Origin of the sequence: Marinifilum fragile JCM 15579, assembly GCF_001310955.1 — a bacterium.
GTDB lineage: Bacteria > Bacteroidota > Bacteroidia > Bacteroidales > Marinifilaceae > Marinifilum > Marinifilum fragile.
In genome coordinates this window covers 59328-78676 of sequence record NZ_BAZX01000002.1, presented here as the reverse complement: position 1 = coordinate 78676, position 19349 = coordinate 59328, and the positions used below count along the sequence as shown (strand labels likewise).

The 19349-nt window shown below is 39.0% G+C and carries 20 protein-coding genes; all 20 read right to left on the bottom strand.

Going from position 1 to position 19349, the window contains the following annotated elements:
• Positions 1 to 44: 44 nt before the first annotated feature.
• The 20 genes from JCM15579_RS20570 to JCM15579_RS02150 all read right to left on the bottom strand — a co-directional run bounded on the left by JCM15579_RS20570 (position 45) and on the right by JCM15579_RS02150 (position 19116).
• The gene (locus tag JCM15579_RS20570; RefSeq protein WP_218186038.1) at positions 45 to 1004 is read right to left on the bottom strand and encodes a hypothetical protein; all 960 of its coding nucleotides are present in this window, start codon (positions 1002 to 1004) and stop codon (positions 45 to 47) included.
• On the bottom strand, positions 1001 to 1564 hold the full coding sequence (locus JCM15579_RS20565; RefSeq protein WP_218186037.1) for a polysaccharide lyase family protein: 564 nt from the start codon (positions 1562 to 1564) through the stop codon (positions 1001 to 1003). Before JCM15579_RS20565 ends, JCM15579_RS20570 begins: the two co-directional genes overlap by 4 nt.
• Before the next feature lie 18 nt (positions 1565 to 1582).
• Entirely contained in the window at positions 1583 to 3370 is a 1788-nt protein-coding gene (locus tag JCM15579_RS02235; RefSeq protein ID WP_245625799.1) for a class I mannose-6-phosphate isomerase, read from the bottom strand.
• Positions 3354 to 4646, bottom strand: a complete 1293-nt coding sequence (locus JCM15579_RS02230) for a GH36-type glycosyl hydrolase domain-containing protein (protein WP_054715114.1) — start codon at positions 4644 to 4646, stop codon at positions 3354 to 3356. Before JCM15579_RS02230 ends, JCM15579_RS02235 begins: the two co-directional genes overlap by 17 nt.
• Before the next feature lie 11 nt (positions 4647 to 4657).
• Positions 4658 to 7006: a GH92 family glycosyl hydrolase gene (locus JCM15579_RS02225; RefSeq protein ID WP_054715718.1), complete on the bottom strand. Its 2349-nt coding sequence runs from the start codon at positions 7004 to 7006 to the stop codon at positions 4658 to 4660.
• Between the two features lie 41 nt (positions 7007 to 7047).
• A complete protein-coding gene (locus JCM15579_RS02220; protein WP_172677346.1) occupies positions 7048 to 7986 on the bottom strand; it encodes an ROK family protein in 939 nt (312 codons plus the stop codon).
• A gap of 10 nt (positions 7987 to 7996) precedes the next feature.
• Positions 7997 to 8725, bottom strand: a complete 729-nt coding sequence (locus JCM15579_RS02215; protein ID WP_054715110.1) for a GntR family transcriptional regulator — start codon at positions 8723 to 8725, stop codon at positions 7997 to 7999.
• Positions 8726 to 9046: 321 nt separating this feature from the next.
• On the bottom strand, positions 9047 to 9916 hold the full coding sequence (atpG, locus tag JCM15579_RS02210; RefSeq protein WP_054715108.1) for an ATP synthase F1 subunit gamma: 870 nt from the start codon (positions 9914 to 9916) through the stop codon (positions 9047 to 9049).
• A 79-nt stretch (positions 9917 to 9995) separates the two neighbouring features.
• A complete protein-coding gene (atpA, locus tag JCM15579_RS02205; RefSeq protein WP_054715103.1) occupies positions 9996 to 11597 on the bottom strand; it encodes a F0F1 ATP synthase subunit alpha in 1602 nt (533 codons plus the stop codon).
• Positions 11598 to 11740: 143 nt separating this feature from the next.
• Positions 11741 to 12289: an ATP synthase F1 subunit delta gene (gene atpH / locus JCM15579_RS02200; RefSeq protein ID WP_054715099.1), complete on the bottom strand. Its 549-nt coding sequence runs from the start codon at positions 12287 to 12289 to the stop codon at positions 11741 to 11743.
• Between the two features lie 82 nt (positions 12290 to 12371).
• Positions 12372 to 12866 (bottom strand): F0F1 ATP synthase subunit B, encoded by a 495-nt coding sequence (locus JCM15579_RS02195; protein WP_054715095.1) that lies wholly within the window; start codon positions 12864 to 12866, stop codon positions 12372 to 12374.
• A gap of 99 nt (positions 12867 to 12965) precedes the next feature.
• A complete protein-coding gene (gene atpE, locus JCM15579_RS02190) occupies positions 12966 to 13223 on the bottom strand; it encodes an ATP synthase F0 subunit C (RefSeq protein WP_262493474.1) in 258 nt (85 codons plus the stop codon).
• Between the two features lie 63 nt (positions 13224 to 13286).
• Entirely contained in the window at positions 13287 to 13871 is a 585-nt protein-coding gene (gene atpB / locus JCM15579_RS20560; protein ID WP_054715092.1) for a F0F1 ATP synthase subunit A, read from the bottom strand.
• Positions 13871 to 14368 (bottom strand): hypothetical protein, encoded by a 498-nt coding sequence (locus JCM15579_RS20555; RefSeq protein ID WP_054715089.1) that lies wholly within the window; start codon positions 14366 to 14368, stop codon positions 13871 to 13873. Before JCM15579_RS20555 ends, atpB begins: the two co-directional genes overlap by 1 nt.
• A 624-nt stretch (positions 14369 to 14992) precedes the next feature.
• Positions 14993 to 15229: an AtpZ/AtpI family protein gene (locus tag JCM15579_RS02170; RefSeq protein ID WP_054715084.1), complete on the bottom strand. Its 237-nt coding sequence runs from the start codon at positions 15227 to 15229 to the stop codon at positions 14993 to 14995.
• On the bottom strand, positions 15213 to 15584 hold the full coding sequence (locus tag JCM15579_RS02165; RefSeq protein WP_054715711.1) for a bactofilin family protein: 372 nt from the start codon (positions 15582 to 15584) through the stop codon (positions 15213 to 15215). Before JCM15579_RS02165 ends, JCM15579_RS02170 begins: the two co-directional genes overlap by 17 nt.
• Positions 15585 to 15886: 302 nt before the next feature.
• A complete protein-coding gene (locus JCM15579_RS02160) occupies positions 15887 to 16885 on the bottom strand; it encodes a beta-ketoacyl-ACP synthase III (protein WP_054715082.1) in 999 nt (332 codons plus the stop codon).
• A 213-nt stretch (positions 16886 to 17098) separates the two neighbouring features.
• Positions 17099 to 17284 carry a 50S ribosomal protein L32 gene (rpmF, locus tag JCM15579_RS19960; protein WP_083464500.1) on the bottom strand — a complete coding sequence of 62 codons (186 nt, stop codon included), beginning with the start codon at positions 17282 to 17284 and terminating at the stop codon, positions 17099 to 17101.
• Between the two features lie 16 nt (positions 17285 to 17300).
• Positions 17301 to 17837, bottom strand: a complete 537-nt coding sequence (locus JCM15579_RS02155) for a YceD family protein (RefSeq protein WP_054715079.1) — start codon at positions 17835 to 17837, stop codon at positions 17301 to 17303.
• A 190-nt stretch (positions 17838 to 18027) separates the two neighbouring features.
• The gene (locus JCM15579_RS02150) at positions 18028 to 19116 is read right to left on the bottom strand and encodes a sensor histidine kinase (RefSeq protein WP_218186035.1); all 1089 of its coding nucleotides are present in this window, start codon (positions 19114 to 19116) and stop codon (positions 18028 to 18030) included.
• Positions 19117 to 19349: the final 233 nt, after the last annotated feature.

Sequence of the window (19349 nt, the reverse complement as noted above, 5' to 3'; positions counted from 1 at the left end):
TAACATCTTTGCATGAATGGCTTTTGCATCGCTAATTTCATCGTTTATCCATGTTCCCATCTTGCCAATGGCTGATCGAACTCAATCACATAGTAAATGGTGTATTCCTGATCGATGCCTCCGGCCCAGGTATTCTCCGTTAACTGGTGGCTAAAGCCTTCAATACGGTAATCGCTCACCTGCTTCAGCTCTATCTCCTTGTTCTGATAGGTGTATTCACAAGGGATCTGCAGGTCAATTAAGATTCTTGCATCATCGGAATCAGGAAAGGTGTATCGCTGAAAGCCACATCGTGTAGACGCTGTCAGCTCCGCCTGAATGTTGTAATCGGTCAAATCGACACTGTAGTAGCCTATGCGCGAAGTTTCAGTTGCCTTGTCAATTCTCGAACGATAGCCGCTGTCCGGGTCTTTCTCGTCGCCCACCTTGATTTGCAAAGAGCCGTTGGTCGGCATGATTCCCAATCCTGCCATGGTCCATTCGTGGATATGACTAAAACATCCTATTGATTCGAAGTTGGGGTCGTAGCCCGCCTGCCAGCTTGGATTCTGATTGTCGGGACTCAGTTTCACCATACTAAATGGCATCCATGGTCCGGGAGCAATCATCCAGCGGGAGTGACCGCTTCCCATTCTCGAATCTACATATTCAGCTGGTGTTCTTTTCTTTAGGGCGGAACGTATCACTTCCCCTTCCTGAATTTTAACGCCATCGGCCCATATCTCGTAGCTGCTCTCTTTGCGAGATTTCACAGCAGGCATGGGCGCTTCAAATTCGTACCTTCCCTGTTCAACAGTCTCTGAAAAGATGTCTTTATTATCAAGGATAACGGTCAGTTTGGGCTTTGCCTGCAGATGCTCCACATCTACCAGCAAGGGCTGGAACGATTTTCCATCGATGTCTAACTCATACTCAGCTGCCTTCACACTTCTTAGATGCACTTTGTCATCCGTTATCAAGGTAGCATCCCCGGGAGCTTCCAGCTTAATCTGGTCGAACTTCAACCATGATCCTGCAGGGTCGTCATGCTGATCTGGTTCCCCCCTTTGCGGATAAGGTCGGCAGGCAGAGGTATCTCAATCAGGTATTCCGAAGGATTTTCCGGCAAGGTATAAATGGAAGAGTTCTTGCTGATTTCCGGGATGCTGTATTTCCACGATGTACCGTTTACGGTGACCTTGAAAAGGGGCAAGTCTTTCGAATTGCAATCCAGAAGATCTACTGTCAGTTTCCAACCCCCTCGCTTAGGAAGGTTTTCAATTCCAAATAGGATGTTCAGGGTACTGGACCTCCACCCGGCTGTTCCCCAAGTGCCACCCCAGGTATCGCTAATGCCTGGGATGATGTATGGCCATTCCTTTTTTTCATCAGATTTTCCAATCAGATAGTACTTGTCTTCCCAACCAAAATCATTGGCGATATAGTCCTTGTATCCGCCGGGAGCCAAGGCAAATTCAGCACCGGAATTGTCGTTTTCTCCCAATTGCCAAAGAATCTGTTTGTCCTGGGTACAGGCACTAATAAACAAACTTGCGAGTAGGGTAAAAAAGGCTATTTTCTTCATACGTCTAATACTTAATGCTTATTTCATGAATGCTTTCACCACCATTATTTCACCTTCCGATTCATTAATGATTTTATAGGATCCTGCAGCAGCAGGGATCACGAAGGTTTCGGCATAATTAAAGCGCTGTCGCATTCCGTTCTGTGTCTCAACAATAATACTTTCCCCTTCCACCAACGAAAGGACATTGCATCTGTTCTCCGTTTCGATATCCACTTCAGTGTTCAAATGATAACGATGAACATCGTAGGTATGTTTTTCATGAGTCGGCAGGTGATAGTGTTTCCAGTCTGCTCCTTCGTTCAACAAGTAAGGATGGGAGATCAATTTGTCTTTCACATACTGCCCTTTTCTGTCGAAGCAGAGGTTTTCCATGCCACGCTCAACATTAATCGGACGGGGTTTCCCATCGAAATCTACTCGCAACCAATCGTACATCTTAAAGGTAAAGATATAGGGAGTGGTACTGATTTCAAGAACCAGGTTATCAATCCCCGACCCGTGAATGGTTCCAGGAGGAATCAGGAACAGGTCATGCTTGTTAGAATCGTGAACCTGCACATGTTTGGTGATATCAATCTCCTTTTTGTTCTGATAGCTGTATTGCAAATCGCTTTCGAATGCCTTCGGATCAATCTCTTCCTGAAAGCCCAAATAGCATTTGGCATCCTTTCCTGCATCCAGAATGTAGTAGGTCTCCTCTTGAGTGAAACTCTCGCCAAAATGCTTGTTAATATATTCTGTTTGTGGATGACATTGGATGGATAGGTTTCCCCCATCGAATGTATCCAGGAAGTCGAAACGAATGGGAAACTCAAAGCCATATTGCTGTGAATGTTTTCCCATGACTGCCTCCGTTTCCTGAAACATGATACAGTCAAAGGAAACCTCCAGAAGCTTTCCACTGCTTTCGAACAACAAGCCATTTTCAGGTACAATCAACTCGAAAGACCAGGCATAATTCACCACGTCCTTGTTCAGCCCGTCAATCTTATCCATCACCCACTGGCCTCCCCAGGCCCCAGGCTCGAACCACGGACGAACACGGAAAATGTTATTGGCCATCTCGCTTAGGCCATGTCTCAAATCATCTCCCCTCATCCAGGTCACCTCATCGATGCGCTGTTCATCGATTACAATGTCAAGCTTAGGCAGAAGCGCCTGCTTGTGCTTGTTCAGAACGATCCAATCGACAAAGTAGAAGCGCTTGTACATGGGTTTGCTCTCCTGGGCTTTGCTTGCCCCCAAATTGGTAATACTTTGTGCGCGAGCTCTAAATTGCAGCTCATTCTTTGGCAGGTCGATGTAGACCAATTTGCCTTCCCAATTGGCCAGGGCGGCTCCCGAACCGTAGATGATATTCAGGTCAGCGGTGGAGTCTTGCTGCAGGTTCTCCAGTTTCTGCTGATCGAAGAAGTCGGCAAGATCAATGGTCGCCTTGGTTCCAAATATCGGATCGTCTCCCCCCAGAAAAGGCTCTATCATGGTATCAATATCGGCTTCAGCCTTTAGAGCCTCATCAATATGCACCCAATTCACTTTCTTTCCCAGGTTTAGGAACTGATCATTCAGCTTCTCCTTTATCTGCTCGAAGAATACACCCACATATCCATCAATGATAATGGTTTTCTCATTGCTTAGCTCTTGTGCCAATGTCTCCACCCCCACAAAAACCTTCCCCTCTTCCATTTGCAAGGAAGGATAAAGATCGTATTTCCCAACTACCGATTCACTTTGTTTAAGGGGTAGCAAATACTGATCTGACTTTCTTTTGTTCTCCATCTCCATTTTATTTTTCAACTGCATCTTCCAACATTTCAATCGCCTTGTACAACACCCCTGCCGAACCACGGAAGGTGCCCGAGCCTTTTGGCTCATTCTTTTCGGTGTACCACTCATAAAAGCCATCATTCACCACCACGCGCTTTGTCATGGGAATCAATTGCTCGTAGGCTTCCTCTACAAATCCGTATTTCACCAATTGCTGAATCATTCTGCCTCCGAACCAGGTCCAGTCTCCCCCATTCTGATAGCCATATGGGTACATGCCCTTGTTTTCGAAAAATCCTTCCGGATAAGGAGGATACATGGTCAGCCCTATAGATCCGGCACCAGAAGCTTTCACATTGGCAATCATTTTATCCAGGGAAACTTTGATTTGCTCTTTGTTTAGCAAGCCTGCTTCAATGGCTACGGCTGTTCCCCCGTGATAGAAGATCTCATTCTCATTAAAGTCTTCTGGGAAAGGCGAACCATCCAAATAGACATGAGGAATGAACTTCTGATTTTGATTGTCCCACAGGTATTTCATTGTATTTTTAGCCAGCTTATCATGAATCGTTTGCCACTTCTGCTTTTTGGATGCATCCAATTCCATAAGATCAGAGATGGCAATCAAAAACATGGCATTGTCGTAGATATCAAGACAATACTTGGTATCCTCGGTGATATACACGCCCCAAGGGTGACAATGCTGCACATCGCCCCAATCAGAGGTAGTAGCTCCCCAAATCATTCCATGCTCCTTGCTCCAACGGTAATGTAAAAGAAATTCCAGGGACCACTCCATTCTGTCAAGAACGCTTTTCTCTCCAATCTTCTCCTGAAGAAAGTCTTTGTCGCCCGTTTTCTGAATGTACTTGTAAACCGCCTGCACCAGTGATGCCTCATGATCGGTTTCCACCGTATTCTTGTGACCACAGTAAGTTGGTTCCAAATCGTTGTAGATGTATGTGTATCCCCCCTCAACATTTACGGCTTTTTCTTTGGGAATGAAGCCATCAATTATATTCCCATCGCTGCCCTGAAGGCGGAAGAAAACTCGTAAGTTCTCCTTAAGAATCTCTTTTGGATATACCTCTGCCGACAGTTCAATAAAGGTTGCATAGTCGCGAATCCAAACTTCGCCATAGCCATCCCCAGCATTAAAGCCTGTTTTCACAACCTCGAGAGCTTTCTGCTTCACAAACTTAAAATCAGTATTTTCCATCACTGACTTCTTCAATTTCTCATTTTTCTCTGAGCCAGGCTTACAGCTTACCAAAAGGCTTACTGCAGCAAGAACAATCATTAACTTTCTCATTCGTATCTCATTTAGTACAGTTCGTTTTTATTCTTCTTTTCAAATTCCAGCTTTGCTCCTTTTATTAGGTCTTGAAAGGAGACTTCGGGTTTTTCCAATACTTTCCCATTCAGTTTTACTGATTTCACCAATAAGCTTTCAGGAGTGTTATTCTTCACCTTAATCTGAATGTATTTGCCAGGATAGTAATCAGGATTTAGCTTGATTTTAATTTCATCGAAGGCAGGACTCCCCAATTGCATGCCTGGGTTCTCTCCCGTTAGACCAGCCACATCAAACAAGCCAATGGAAGCCATAACGTACCAGGCCCCCAGCTGTCCCTGATCCTCATCCTGTCCGTATCCATAGCCATGGATGGGGTCAGCACCATAAAACTCATTGCAAATGGTTCTTGTCCAGTATTGTGTTTTTTCAGGTTCTCCTGAGAAGTTGTATAGCCACGGAATGTGCAAGCTAGGTTGGTTCCCGTGATTGTAGATGGTTTTTACTCCTGCAAAGGCATTAATTTCCTTTCCTCCACCAAAACCGTTCTTACGGGATGTTAGAAAGATAGAATCAAGCCTCTCATTAAATCTTTCTTTCCCGATCTTGCTCACAAGTTTCCCGGCCTCATGGGGAACATAGAAGCTGTATTGCCATGCATTTCCTTCCTGAAATCCCCGCCAGGGTTCCATAGGGTCAAAATTGGAGATGAATTCCCCCTTTTCATCCTTTGGTCGAATGAAACCTGTGGAAGAATCGAATATATTTTCCCAGCTACGAGACAGTTGCTTCAATTGATTTGCCTCCTTGCCTCTGTTTAGTTGGCTGGCAAAGTGAGAAACAGCATGAGCCGAGAAGGAGTATTCCAGTATATGAGATGCTGAAAATGCACTCGCCTCGGGTATCTCACCCCACTCTTCCTGATGGGGTATCAAGCCATTCTCTACAAAACTTTTCACATCCATTTTTCCTGCCCCAAGAGGTCGGCCTTCCCATCCCAATTCATTGTTGAGTGCAGCCTGAAGGGCAAAGTCGGTATCGTAATTTCTGATTCCGCAATTGTATGCCGAGGCAATAATGAGTCCTACATAGTTGGTTCCTACCCCCGAAACATACCTGCTATTGGCCAAGCCATCGCTAAACCAACCAGTATCCTTGTATACCTGCAAATGAGTTTGAACAAAATCGTTGTAGTATTCCGGCCAGGCCAAAGTCCACAGTTGCGTCAGGTTCCAAAATGCTCCCCAAACAGCATCGGTATTGTAGAAGCTAAATTGAGGAGTTCCATCACTTTTCATAGGTAACTGTCCAATGCTACCGTCATTTTTAGGATAGGCTCCATTCACATCATTCGCCAATCCCCTGCCCAGCAAGGCATGATACAGGCCGGTGTAGAATTTAGTCTTGTCAGTCTCGGAATCCCCTTTCACCTGTATTTTATTCAGTTCCGTATTCCAGATGCGATTCGCCTGCTTTTTCGCTTCAGCAAAAGGCAAGCTTTCGGCTTTCATATTCTCATACGCATTTTGAATGGAGGTATAGGACAAGGCCACCTGCACCTCTATACTTTCAGACTTTTCCGGAGTAAAAGAAAAGTACAATCCCGCTCCCTTTCCTGATATGTTATCCTGATTGGGAAAGATTGAATCGCCCTGAAACGTTCCAAACTCTTTCATTGCTTTGTTCAACCTGGCAACAAAGTACATGCTAACCGTTGATCCTTTTTGGTATTTCTTCACGTATTCAGGGGCAGTTTCTACCCATCCTTCCACGGTATGGTCATCCACCCTTTTTACTTCTGCATTCACAACCGCACCACTTTCGCCTTGTCGGTTTCCAATATCGAACAACAAGTTCGCCTTTTTATTGGCAGGATATGTATATCGATGAATGGCTACTCTTTTGGTTGAAGTTAATTCCGCTTTGATGCCGTAATCTGCCAAATCAACCTTATAGTAGCCTGGCTTTGCAATTTCTGACTCTTTCAAAAAGCGAGATCGGTAACCTAAATCCGGCTGTTCAAATTTTCCTGGTGTGGTAAATAGTTTTCCATTGGTTGGCATCAATACAATTCCTCCCAACTGAAACTCATGCACATTGGCAAATCCTTCTATGGATTCATGTCTGTCATCGTAACCAACAGCTTCCCAGCCCCATTTGTTTCCGTAATGACCATTTGTGGTAGGCGCTGGCTTTGCCATCCCAAAAGGCAAAGCTGCTGGCGTATAAAAGAACCACCTGCTATGTGCCGTTCCAATATTTGGATTTACATAGTCAATTGGATTAATCTGCTTACCGCAGGATAAAATCAATAACATCAATCCTGTCAATAAGAAAATCTTGCATCTATTTGTTGATATGTTTGAACATATACTCATATCCATAAATTTTTAGCTTTTAATTCTTTCAACGAATAGGCTTACATGTACTTCAATTGATCTTTAATTGACGAATAAAAACCCTCTTCCAACAGTACTGCTGCACCAATAAAAGCGGAGTCTTCGAGAAGTTGAGATGATTCCGTTTTTAATTTAATGTCCTGCTTTCGTAATTCTTGCTCCAATGGATCCTGGAACAAAGAAAATGCCTTAGAAATATTTCCACCAATCACCAGTGCATCCACTTCAAAACTTTTGATCCACGGTGTTAAAAACTGGGCCAGCTTCTTCCCAAAATCATCAAACACTTGCTGGGCCGATGCATGACTATTATACAATTCTGCAATCTGTTTTACACCTTGTACCTTAAGATGTGCACTGGATTCGAATCGATTTACCAAACCTCTGGTCGAAAAATAATTATCTGCAATTCCACTCTCGAATGGCAAATGCCATAAACAGCCTTCTTTTGGGACAGTATTTTCTGTAATTACAGGAATTCCATTTGAAAGAAATGCCGATCCAAAGCCTGTTCCTAGGGTAATTGCTAAACTCTTTGATGAATTTCTTAACTCTCCATTAAAAAATTCTCCGATTGCAAAAGCAGTAGCATCATTAATAAAGCGAATCTTTTCTTCTTCAATTTCCAATCTAATGCTTAATTCCTTTCTGATATTCACCTGATTGAGATGAATAAACTTTGCATTCTCACCAGAAAACTGTGCAATCCCATTCACATAGTCAAAAGGACCAGGCATAGCAAAACCGATCCCTGCCAAATCCTGTATGTATATATCCTGTAAAACGGGATTCAGCAGCTCCTCCATACGATTCAGGATTTCCTCTCTAGTCCCCGAATGATCAATCTTAATGCTGCAAAAAGAATTTTCCAACAATACTCTTTCAACCAAATCATAAGTTTTACAACTAATATGACTTCCTCCTACATCTACACCTAGTGCATATCGTCTTGTATCCATCATTTATTAATTAGCGCGTGATTGTAATCGAATAGGTAAACTTCTCGGCATTGTAGAAACCTATGTTGTATTCTATAGGTCTTCCTCCCGGATCGGAAACAAACCTCTCTCGGACCATTACAGGCTCTCCTTTTTTGATCTCCAACCTTTCTGCTGTAATCTTGGATGCCGATCTTGCTTTTAGATTTTCCTTTGATGTTGTTGGAATAATATGGTAATCGTTTTCAAGAATTTCGTACAAAGGACGTGAGAAATCCTCCTTACCAGTCATTTGAATTCTTGGATGGAAGTAACTTTCAAAGTAGACAAATGGTCCGTCGGCAGCACCTCTTAATCTGCAAAGACACAAAATCTCTGTATTTATTTTCACCTCAAAGAAATTGGCTAACTTCTCATCAGCCTTAACCCATTTTACCTCGATAGCATAATTTTTAAAGCCAACGCCTTTATCCGACATTTCCTGAGTAAAACTCAACCAGTTGTCTAAATTTGTGGTAATACTCTTCTCAGCCACTTTAGTTCCAATTCCTTTCTTACGTATTAGTAAGCCTTCATATTCCAATTTGTTAGTTGCTTGGCGTAGTGTATTTCTTGAAATGCCAAGTTTCTTGGCTAGATCAACCTCCTTTGGAAGTAATCCTCCATTTTGATATTCCGGCATTTCAATCAATTTACGAAGCAACATCTCCACTTGTGCGTGAAGAGGCATTGGACTTTTGTGATCTATTTTCAATTCCATTTGTACATATGTTTGAACATACAAATCTAATAAAAAAAATGATACATGTTATACCAATTGTATTTCAAAATGATTGATAATATCATTTTGCTTATTACAATGGTTAATGCCGATAGAGAATCACAGATTGATTTTTTATCAATCGTTTTGATTCGTAATCGGTATTAATGGATAAAGAAACAAATGAGTAAAAGAGTATCAAATTGGCACCCGCACCAATTTTTCATCCATAAAAAAGCCTCATCGAAACTGATGAGGCTTTGCAGCAATATAAATCTCTTAAATATGGTCTTTTTATCCCTTTTAAGCCACTTTTCTGACTTATTGGGCCAAGGCATTCGCTCCAGATACAATCTCCAAAATTTCGTTGGTAATTGCAGCCTGACGAGCCTTGTTGTAAGTTAAGTTCAGGTCTTGTAGCAAATCAGATGCATTATCGGTTGCTTTGTGCATTGCAGTCATACGAGCACCATGCTCAGAGGCAAATGAATCCAACATTGCTTTAAAGAACTGTGTTTTTAATGATTTAGGAATCAAATCCTGAACAATTTCTTCTTTGTTTGGCTCGAAAATGTACTCAGAATGAACATTGTTCTCCTCCTCTTCTTGCTGAACAGGTAAGAATTGTTCTGTAGTTAAAATCTGTACACCGGCATTTCTAAACTGGTTGTACACCAATTCTACTTTATCGTATTTTCCTTCTACAAATTCAGCCATGATTGATTCTGCCAATGTCGAAACATTTTCAAAAGTCAAATCATCGTACAAACTGTTGCGTTCGCCAATTACTTTATGAGTCTTCTTTAATATTTCATTAGCCTGCTTACCTATACAAAGCACATCAAGATTCCCTTTTTGATTTTGCTCCGCATAAATACCATCAGTAAGCACATTAACCTGCTTGATTACATTTGAATTAAAAGCACCACAAAGTCCCTTATTCGAATTAATTGCGATTAATAATATCTTGTCGGCTTTTCGTTGCACACCATACAAATTATCATCAGGATTTAAGCTTCCTGTAAGATTCGAAAGAATCTCATGTAATTTATCGGCATACGGACGAATTTGTACAATGGCATCCTGTGCTTTTTTCAATTTAGCAGCAGAAACCATTTTCATCGCTGCAGTTACCTGTTTGGTTTTCTGAACCGACGAAATACGAGTACGAATTTCTTTTAAATTAGCCATTTGATTCAATTGGTAATTAGTAATTATCAATTAGTAATGAATATGGCTTTATTACTAATTGATAATTGTTAATTGATACTTATTTATACTTTGCAGCTACTTCTTCAGCAACTTTGCGCATGATATCCTGTGCCTCTTGAGTATATTTCCCAGAACCAAGTTCGTTCAATACATCTTTGTGTTTCAATTCCATGAATTGAATAAAGTCATGCTCGAATTCTTTCACTTTATCAGTAGGAACATTTCTCAATAAACCTTGAGTACCACAGTACAGAATCGCAACTTGCTTATCCACTGTAACAGGAGAATATTGTCCCTGTTTCAAGATCTCAACGTTTTTAGCTCCCTTATTAAGTACCGATAAAGTTGCAGCATCCATATCAGAACCGAACTTAGCAAATGCTTCCAGTTCACGATACTGTGCTTGATCAAGCTTCAATGTACCAGCAACTTTCTTCATCGATTTAATTTGAGCATTACCACCCACACGAGATACAGAGATACCCACGTTAATAGCAGGGCGAATACCAGCATTAAATAAATCTGATTCCAAGAAGATCTGACCATCAGTAATCGAAATTACGTTGGTTGGGATATAAGCAGATACGTCACCTGCCTGAGTCTCAATAATTGGAAGTGCAGTTAATGAACCACCACCCTTAATGATTGATTCTCCGTTTTCATCCTTGGCATTCTTCAAGCTCTCTGGAAGATCGTTCATCTGACGTGCAATTTCATCAGAGTTAATCACCTTAGCGGCACGCTCCAATAATCTTGAGTGAAGATAGAATACGTCTCCTGGATAAGCCTCACGTCCTGGTGGACGACGAAGCAAAAGTGATACCTCACGATATGATACGGCCTGCTTCGATAAATCATCGTAAATGATCAATGCAGGACGACCTGTATCACGGAAGAACTCACCAATAGATGCACCAGCAAATGGTGCGTAGAATTGCAATGCAGCCGGATCTGATGCGGTTGCAGATACAATTGTAGTATAAGCCATTGCTCCGTTTTCTTCCAGAGTCCTGGCAATGTTCGCAACGGTTGACCCCTTCTGTCCTATTGCCACATAAATACAGTAAACAGGCTCACCTTTGTCGTAAAATTCTTTCTGATTAATAATGGTATCAATTGCAATAGCAGTTTTACCAGTCTGACGGTCACCAATGATTAACTCACGCTGTCCACGTCCAATTGGAATCATGGCATCAATTGCTTTCAAACCTGTTTGCAGCGGCTCGTTTACAGGCTGACGATAGATTACCCCTGGTGCTTTACGCTCCAATGGCATTTCGTAAGTAGTTCCTGTAATTTCACCTTTGCCATCAATCGGTTCACCAATGGTATTGATAACACGTCCCAACATGCCTTCACCAACATTGATTGAGGCAATACGCTTGGTACGTTTTACCACGTCACCTTCTTTAATACCTTGTGTTTCACCCAAAAGTACTGCGCCGACATTGTCTTCCTCCAAGTTCAAAACAATACCCAATACTCCATTTTGGAATTCGATCAACTCATTTGATTCTACATTCGATAATCCGTAAATGCGAGCGATACCATCACCTACTTGCAATACAGTTCCGACTTCTTCCAGTTCTGCTTCGGTTTTTAATCCTTCTAATTGCTGCTTTAGAATTTCCGAAACTTCTGCAGGTTTAATACTAGCCATATTTATTTGATTTTAGTGCCTTAAGTACTTAAAATACTTATAATTGTCTTAAGTTTTAAGTACATACAACTTAAATATTTTCTTATCTGAATGCCTAAACTTACTTTCTTAAACTCTAAGTACTTTAGGCACTTTAAGTACTTTTAACTTATTCTATTTGTTAGTAATTCTCGTTTGATTTGATTCAATTGACTAGCAACTGAAGCATCTAATTGTTGATCTTCAACACGAATTACAAAACCACCAATGATATCCTCATCGATCACTTCTGTTAATTCTATCTTGGAATTGAAAGATTTTTCAAGAAGATCAGACATTTTCTGCTTGCTTGCATCTTCAACTTTGCTTGCCGAGGTCAATATCGCAGAAAGAATTCCCATATCTTTTCTACAGAGAGTCAAGAAGTTTCTGGAAATATCTTTGATATAGATTTCTCTTCTGTTTTTCAGTACCAAATCAAGGAAATTCAATACCATTTCATCTATTTTACCAGAAAATATCTGCTTCACTACCTCTCTTTTCTGAAGAGTTTTCACCACAGGGCTTTCAATCATCAACCAAAAATCAGAACTTTCCTTAACCAGATCATCAATAATTTTAATATCTGATATAAAAGTTTCGATCATATTCTTCTCTTTTCCTAATTCGAAAAGAGCTTTGGCATATCGAACCGAGATTTTACTTTCGTTCATATTGTTTTTATTAGATAAGAGATCTGAGAACTACAATCTCATTAACTCTCCCGTCCCGATAGCTATCGGGAGTTTCGGGATACTAATTAAGCTTTACTTCGTCCATTAACTTCTTGAAGTAATCTTTTTGTTGCTGATCTTCGGCAAATTGCTGACGAAGAATTTTCTCAGCAATCTCAACAGAAAGATTAGCTACCTGAGCTTTAATTTCGTTTAATGCCGCTGCTTTTTCGCTTTCAATGTTAGCTCTTGCTGATTCAACCAGCTTATCTGCTTCATGAGTAGCTTTTTGCTTCGCTTCATTAACAATCTTAGAACTCATTTCTTTTGCCTCTTTAAGCATTGCTTCACGCTCTTTTCTTGCTTCCTGAAGAATTCTTTCATTGTCGGCTTGCAATTCAGCCATTTCTTCTTTGGCGCGATCAGCAGAACGTAGTGCGTCTTCAATCGACTCTTCACGCTCCTTTAAGGCATTCAATATTGGTTTCCAGGCAAACTTTTTAAGGATAAAAAGTACGATGGCAAAAGCCAAAAACATCCATATAAAAGTTCCTAATTCAGGTGTTACCAAGCCCATATCATTCTATTTTTTTCACCTTCCGGTGGATTTTAATAATCAATTGTTACCACAATTTACCTCAGGCAATCCCTTTTTGGCAAATTGTGGATAATGCTATTACAATACGATAGCCAACAAACAGATGATGATAGCAAAGAAAGCCGCACCTTCAATAAGAGCAGCAGCTACAATCATGTTTGAACGAATATCTCCAGATGCTTCTGGCTGGCGAGCAATACTCTCAAGAGCAGAACCCCCAATTTTACCAATACCGATACCAGCACCAATAGCAGCCAAACCTGCCCCGAATGCAGCACCCATTTTAGCAACTGCCATACTAGCTGCAGCCTGAAGAAGAATTGATAATGTAATCATAGTGTTTTTATATTAATGATTAAAAAACTATAAAATAGCTCCATTTTAAGGAGTTGAAAATTCTTAATGATGTTCTTCCGTAGCCATACCAAAGTACAGTGCAGAAAGAAGCGTAAATACATATGCCTGAATCAAAGCTACAAGTAGCTCCAACATATCCATAAAAATCACAAACAATACAGAAATAACCGATGTTCCATATCCTAACATTGGACTAATTTGTCCAAATATGAAGATCAAGCTCACAAATGCCAATACAATCATGTGACCTGCTGTGATGTTTGCAAACAAACGGACCATTAAAACAAATGGTTTTGTAAACACACCCATAAGTTCAACCAATGGCATCAATGGTACAGGGAATTTTAACCACCAAGGTACTCCTGGTGTATTAAAAATATGAACCCAGTAATTCTTATTTCCACTAAAAGTTGTAATAATAAATGTGAACAAAGCCAATACCATGGTTATGGTGATATTACCTGTTACATTGGCTCCTCCCGGAATAAATGGTACCAATCCCATTAAATTATTCAACCAGATAAAGAAGAAAATGGTTAAAAGGAATGGCATGTATTTTTCGTATTTCTTTTCACCAATAGCAGGTTTTGCAATCTCATCGCGCACAAATAAAATTAGTGGCTCCATTAATGATTGTATCCCTTTAGGTGCTTGCCCTTTTCTACGGTATATGCTTTTGCAACTGATATGAAAATCCACATCAGGAAGATCATACTAATCAGCATAGCAATTACATTCTTGGTCATGGAAATGTCAAAAGGTCGAACTTCTTTCCCTCCAATTTTTTCAACAACCTTTCCTCTAAACTCACCTTCCTGAGCAATATAAAACCCATTGTATTCGCTATGTCCGTGATGAAATTTACTCGACATGAACATATGAAAACCTGACTGTTCAGAAATTACAATCACCGGAAGTGGCACTGTCGCATGAAAATCACCTATAGAAAAAACATGCCAATCATAAGCATCGGCAATATGATCCATGATAAAGTTTCCTGGTTCAAATTTTTCATTTTTGTGAGTATCATGGTGAGCATGCTTGTCATGTTCATCAGATGCAAACGCAGTAACTGCGCTGGCAATAAAGAAGACGATTAGTAGAAATCGATGAATACTTTTCATACGTAGAATGACTTGCTTTAATGTTTTGTCTTTCGAAATCTATCAAAAGAAATTTAAAATGGAATTATTAGGGAAATCCCCCATGTTTATAATTCCAATAATTTATTACTTCGTTCCAAATTTAAAATAAGGATAAATTTTAATGTAACTTGAGAAGTTTTTTCTCTTATTTTTTTTGGTCCCTCAAATTTAATAAAAAAAGTTCTCCACAAAACTTTTTTGAGCTATTTAATATTTCCCGACCTTAAAGTCTTAGATAGTGTTATTACTTCAAAGGTTGTATAAACCACATAACAAAACGCAAAGAAAAGCACAAAACTCAATGCCTGCGCCCTGTTCAGCAAAACGTAAACAATTACGAAACTAAGATTGAGAAATAATTTTATTCCAAACCAAGCCATATAATTGGTATGGAAAATTCGAGGATCTCCCTTCGATAATTTTAATAATTTGAAGTGTTGAAAGGAATTGAATAAAAAAAAGTACAAAATCACGAAAGGGAAAATATAACTAAACCATGGTTTTAGAACTGTTAGGAACAAAGCAATTGACCCAATCAGTAAAAAAACTGATATTAGACTTAGTCTAAGAATATACGATTTGTATTTTTTTTCCATATATCTATTACTTCATTTTCATAAAATCTTTCAGAGCGAAATAGAGGGACAATATCACTCCCAAAAAAGCTCCTATAACGGTAAATAAGGGAAATTCTTTCTGCAGATATTCATCCAATTTCATACCTCCATATAAAACTATCAGAATTATTGCGATCATTTGAAAAGCCAAGCCAGAGTATTTTATAACCCCGCTTAGCTGCTTTCTTTTTTCATTCTTTTCAGAATTATTTTTTCTTTTCATCTTTTGCAGGTGCCGCTTCACCCATCTTACATGAACCTGTAAACTTAGCACCTGGTTCAACAGAAATCTTATCGGTAGTAATGTTTCCTAATATTAAAGCTGTTGATTTCAGATTCACCATTTCTGAAGCAATAATATTACCTTCTACTCTACCTGAAACATCAATTCTTTTACAATTAACATCTCCTTCGATTTTACCTGTATTTCCTACAACCACCTTTCCGTTCACCTGCATTTTACCATTTAAATATCCATCAATGCGGATATCTCTTGATGCTTGCACATCTCCTTTAATTGATGTTCCATCACAAATAAGGTTTACCGCGGTTGGTTGTACGTCGTTGTTTCTGCTCATTTTATTTTTTTTACTAAACATGTTTGAAATCTTATTGATTTGGACAAATGTCATAGGAAATTCATAGAATCTAAATCTAGTATTTACCTCTTTTATTGTCCCGAATTGACACCTATATCAACTCAATATTTCTAAAAAAAGTATACGAACACTCTCTTTTATCACTCCAATCTACAGCACCCATGTTCGCGGACCATACAAATATAAAAAATTGAGGCAGAAATCCCACTTCCATAACATGTTTCAAGACAAAAAAAGGCTCCCAAATGGAAGCCTTTATAATATCTTGTAGTAATAAAATTCTATTTAGGATCGTAACCCCATTTTAACAGAATAGATCCCCAGGTAAAACCTGCACCAAATCCTGAAAGAATAATATTATCTCCTTTTTTCAATTGATCTTCCCATTCCCATAAACACAATGGAATGGTAGCAGAGGTTGTATTACCGTATCTTTCGATATTAATCATTACTTTTTCCTTAGCCAAGCCCATTCTTTTAGCTGTAGCCTCGATAATACGATTATTTGCCTGATGCGGAACCAACCAAGCCAAATCATCAGCTGTCATGTTGTGTTTTTTCATCATTTCAACTGAAACATCAGCCATATTAGAAACTGCGTGTTTAAATACGTGGTTTCCTTCCTGATAAATGAAGTGTTCGCGAGCATCAACCGTTTCATGAGAAGCTGGTTTACATGACCCACCTGCTTTTTGATGTAAATGCTTGCGACCAAAACCTGCTGTGTGCAACATTTCATCCATTACACCAACATCTTCAGTTGTTGGCTCAAGAAGTACTGCTGCAGATCCATCCCCAAAAATTGGACATGTTTGACGATCAGTATAATCAACGATTGATGACATTTTTTCTGCACCAACAATCACAACTTTCTTATACATACCAGACTGTACGTATTTTGAACCAGTTGCCAATGCAAATAAAAATCCTGAACAACCTGCATTCAAATCAAAACTAAATGCATTATTAATTCCGGCTTTATCACTGATAATGTTTGCTGTAGCAGGGAATTGCATGTCAGGAGTTACAGTTGCACAAATCACCAAGTCAACTTCTTCAGGAGAAGTTCCTGTTTTTTCCAACAACTGATTAACAGCTCTCACACCTAATTCCGAAGAACCAAGTCCTTCACCTTTTAGAATTCTTCTTTCTTTAATACCAATTCGAGTCATGATCCACTCATCAGAAGTGTCAACCATGGTACTTAACTCGTCGTTGGTAAGAATATAGTCGGGAACATAAGCCCCAACTCCTGTTATAACTGCATTAATTTTTGACATTGTTTAAGCTTACTTAGTGTTCATCAGATAATTCAGCTTACAAGTATACAGATTTTTCTCTAGCAAATCATGGATTTTAAAGGTTAATATCACACCTCTATCATCAACAAACTGTGATAAAGCAAGAACGATCATGTATAACGCAAATTTGCCCCTAAGAAGAATCTGAGGAGCAAATTTATATAGCTTCAAACCTGAATAATTGTACTCAGGTTATGCTGTAACTTCTTTTTCAATAGCTAATTTGCCTCTGTAATAACCGCACTCAGGGCAAACAGTGTGATATTTAACAGTTGCTCCGCAATTTGAGCAAGATGCTAAAGTAGCAGGAGTTGTTCTAAGATGACTTCTTCTCTTATTTCTTCTCTGCTTCGACGTTCTGTGTTTTGGATGTGCCATTTTTCAACCTATTTAACTAGTTATTATCAATCAATTTTCTTAAATCATTCCATCTCGGGTCAATCTTCTCTTCCTCATTCACCGAGAGGTCATTCAATTTTTGAATCATTTTTTCATTACAAGTGCTGTTCCCTTCTTCATCATCAGGGTGAATAAAGCTTAAAGGTAAGCTCAATTCAAACAGCTCATAGATGTATTGTGCCAGATTAATCTCATTTTCCGATTCTGCAAGAACAATTACATCATCTGCCAACTCTTCGTGTTCTTCACCAAATTTCAAATATAGAGAATTTTCACCCTCAACATCAATCTCCAGATCTTCCAAACACCTGTCGCAAGCTATGTTTAACTTTCCTTTTAATTCAAACTTTAAAGTGGTTACCAGTGTTTTTTTATTAAAAGTGATTTTTACATCAGCTTCTCCCTGGTAAACATCTTCCTCTTGAAAATACTCAAAGAACTCATGATCTACTTTGAAATCGAATTCATGTAAACCATCCTTTAAGCCCTTAAAAGGAATCGTATATTTTGTTGGATATTCCAAAATATTCAAATAAAACTTTGCAAAAGTATAAAAATTAATCTTACGAATTCACAAAAAAATACATCTTTTTTGTCAATTTCAAGCAATTACTGATGCTAAACAAGCATTCAATAAGCAATCCCGCTTAAAAACGGGCTGCAAAAATAAGGAGTTCTTTTTTTGTTTCAAAACATTTCTGGTGATTTGAAAACCAGAACTTTCAGTTTATAGGCAAAATTATTCTAAAAACGGTACCTTTTCCTAGTTCTGAGCTGGCAATAAATATTTTTCCGCTATGATAATTTTCGATAATTCTTTTTGCCAAAGACAATCCTAATCCCCAACCACGCTTTTTGGAAGTATAGCCTGGTTTAAAAACGGTTTTAAATTGACCTTTCGCGATACCTTTCCCAGTATCTTTGATGTCTAATACTATTTTTTCTTTGCCTTCAGTTATAGAAAAACGAAGCTCTCCCTTTCCCTCCATTGCATCAACTGCATTTTTCGTCAAGTTTTCTATCACCCAGGAAAATAACTCTTTGTTTAAAGGTACCAACTCATTTTTCAAATCAGTATGGGTAAAAATAAATTCAATTTTATCCGATGTTCTTTTCTTTAGGTATTCTATGCTCACATCAAGAATTTCATGCAAATTCTGAGGTTTTAATATCGGTTTTGAACCAATTTTTGAGAATCGCTCGGCAATTACCTCCAACCGGGTTACATCTTTCGACATTTCTTCAACCATTGTCGGACTTGGACTTCCCAACTTCATCAATTCCATCCAGGCCATAAGGGAACTAATTGGGGTCCCCAACTGATGTGCTGTTTCTTTCGACATACCAACCCAAACACGATTCTGTTCTGCTGATTTTGAATAGGAAAAAGCCAAAAATGCAATGACAATGAAAGTAATAATCGCTCCTAACTGAATGAATGGATACCAAGCAAGGCGCTTTAGAATATTTGAATCATCGTAGTAAATGTAATTTTTACCATTAATCAATTCAATGGTAATGGAATGATTCTCATTCTTCATTTTAACCAATTCCCTTGATACTATTTTCTCTTCTTGATTCTCTGGAAAATTAATATTCCTGTGAGCAATTATGCTATCATTTTCATCAGCTATAATCATAGGAATGGTTTCGTTGTCCTCCATTATTCTTTGTATCAAGGCAATATCTTGGTTTGGATTGGTATCGAGACTCTTTAAACCAATTGCCCAAAGCTCTACTTTCTTTGCTTCTTCGTGGGCCAGTTTTTTCACCAAACTATTGGTATAAAGCAATGATACGGCCACAATCACAATTGCAACAACTAAAAAGTGGTACTTCCAATTCCGGTTATTAAGGTAAAAGTCCAATGCTGAATATTAATTGGTTTCTGATAAAGGTAACGACAAATCAATTTAAATCTTATTCGAGAGTCAAAAAATATCTCCTGCTATATTTCATTTTACATCCAATCCTATTTTACAATTCCAAATTTAGTTTTGTATTGATCATCTATTATGGATTATATTTGTTTATAAACAAAGGC

Coding starts and splice junctions, on each gene's coding strand:
- JCM15579_RS02160 (WP_054715082.1), bottom strand. CDS start 16,885: ATGTCAAAAATTAATGCAGTTATAACAGGAGTTGGGGCTTATGTTCCC.
- JCM15579_RS02165 (WP_054715711.1), bottom strand. CDS start 15,584: ATGAGCAGAAACAACGACGTACAACCAACCGCGGTAAACCTTATTTGT.
- atpA (WP_054715103.1), bottom strand. CDS start 11,597: ATGGCTAGTATTAAACCTGCAGAAGTTTCGGAAATTCTAAAGCAGCAA.
- JCM15579_RS20565 (WP_218186037.1), bottom strand. CDS start 1,564: ATGAAGAAAATAGCCTTTTTTACCCTACTCGCAAGTTTGTTTATTAGT.
- atpB (WP_054715092.1), bottom strand. CDS start 13,871: ATGGAGCCACTAATTTTATTTGTGCGCGATGAGATTGCAAAACCTGCT.
- rpmF (WP_083464500.1), bottom strand. CDS start 17,284: ATGGCACATCCAAAACACAGAACGTCGAAGCAGAGAAGAAATAAGAGA.
- JCM15579_RS02215 (WP_054715110.1), bottom strand. CDS start 8,725: ATGGAATTGAAAATAGATCACAAAAGTCCAATGCCTCTTCACGCACAA.
- JCM15579_RS02225 (WP_054715718.1), bottom strand. CDS start 7,006: ATGAGTATATGTTCAAACATATCAACAAATAGATGCAAGATTTTCTTA.
- JCM15579_RS02170 (WP_054715084.1), bottom strand. CDS start 15,229: ATGAAAAGAAAAAATAATTCTGAAAAGAATGAAAAAAGAAAGCAGCTA.
- atpG (WP_054715108.1), bottom strand. CDS start 9,916: ATGGCTAATTTAAAAGAAATTCGTACTCGTATTTCGTCGGTTCAGAAA.
- JCM15579_RS02195 (WP_054715095.1), bottom strand. CDS start 12,866: ATGGGCTTGGTAACACCTGAATTAGGAACTTTTATATGGATGTTTTTG.
- atpE (WP_262493474.1), bottom strand. CDS start 13,223: ATGATTACATTATCAATTCTTCTTCAGGCTGCAGCTAGTATGGCAGTT.
- JCM15579_RS20555 (WP_054715089.1), bottom strand. CDS start 14,368: ATGAAAAGTATTCATCGATTTCTACTAATCGTCTTCTTTATTGCCAGC.
- JCM15579_RS02220 (WP_172677346.1), bottom strand. CDS start 7,986: ATGGATACAAGACGATATGCACTAGGTGTAGATGTAGGAGGAAGTCAT.
- atpH (WP_054715099.1), bottom strand. CDS start 12,289: ATGAACGAAAGTAAAATCTCGGTTCGATATGCCAAAGCTCTTTTCGAA.
- JCM15579_RS02230 (WP_054715114.1), bottom strand. CDS start 4,646: ATGAGAAAGTTAATGATTGTTCTTGCTGCAGTAAGCCTTTTGGTAAGC.
- JCM15579_RS02235 (WP_245625799.1), bottom strand. CDS start 3,370: ATGCAGTTGAAAAATAAAATGGAGATGGAGAACAAAAGAAAGTCAGAT.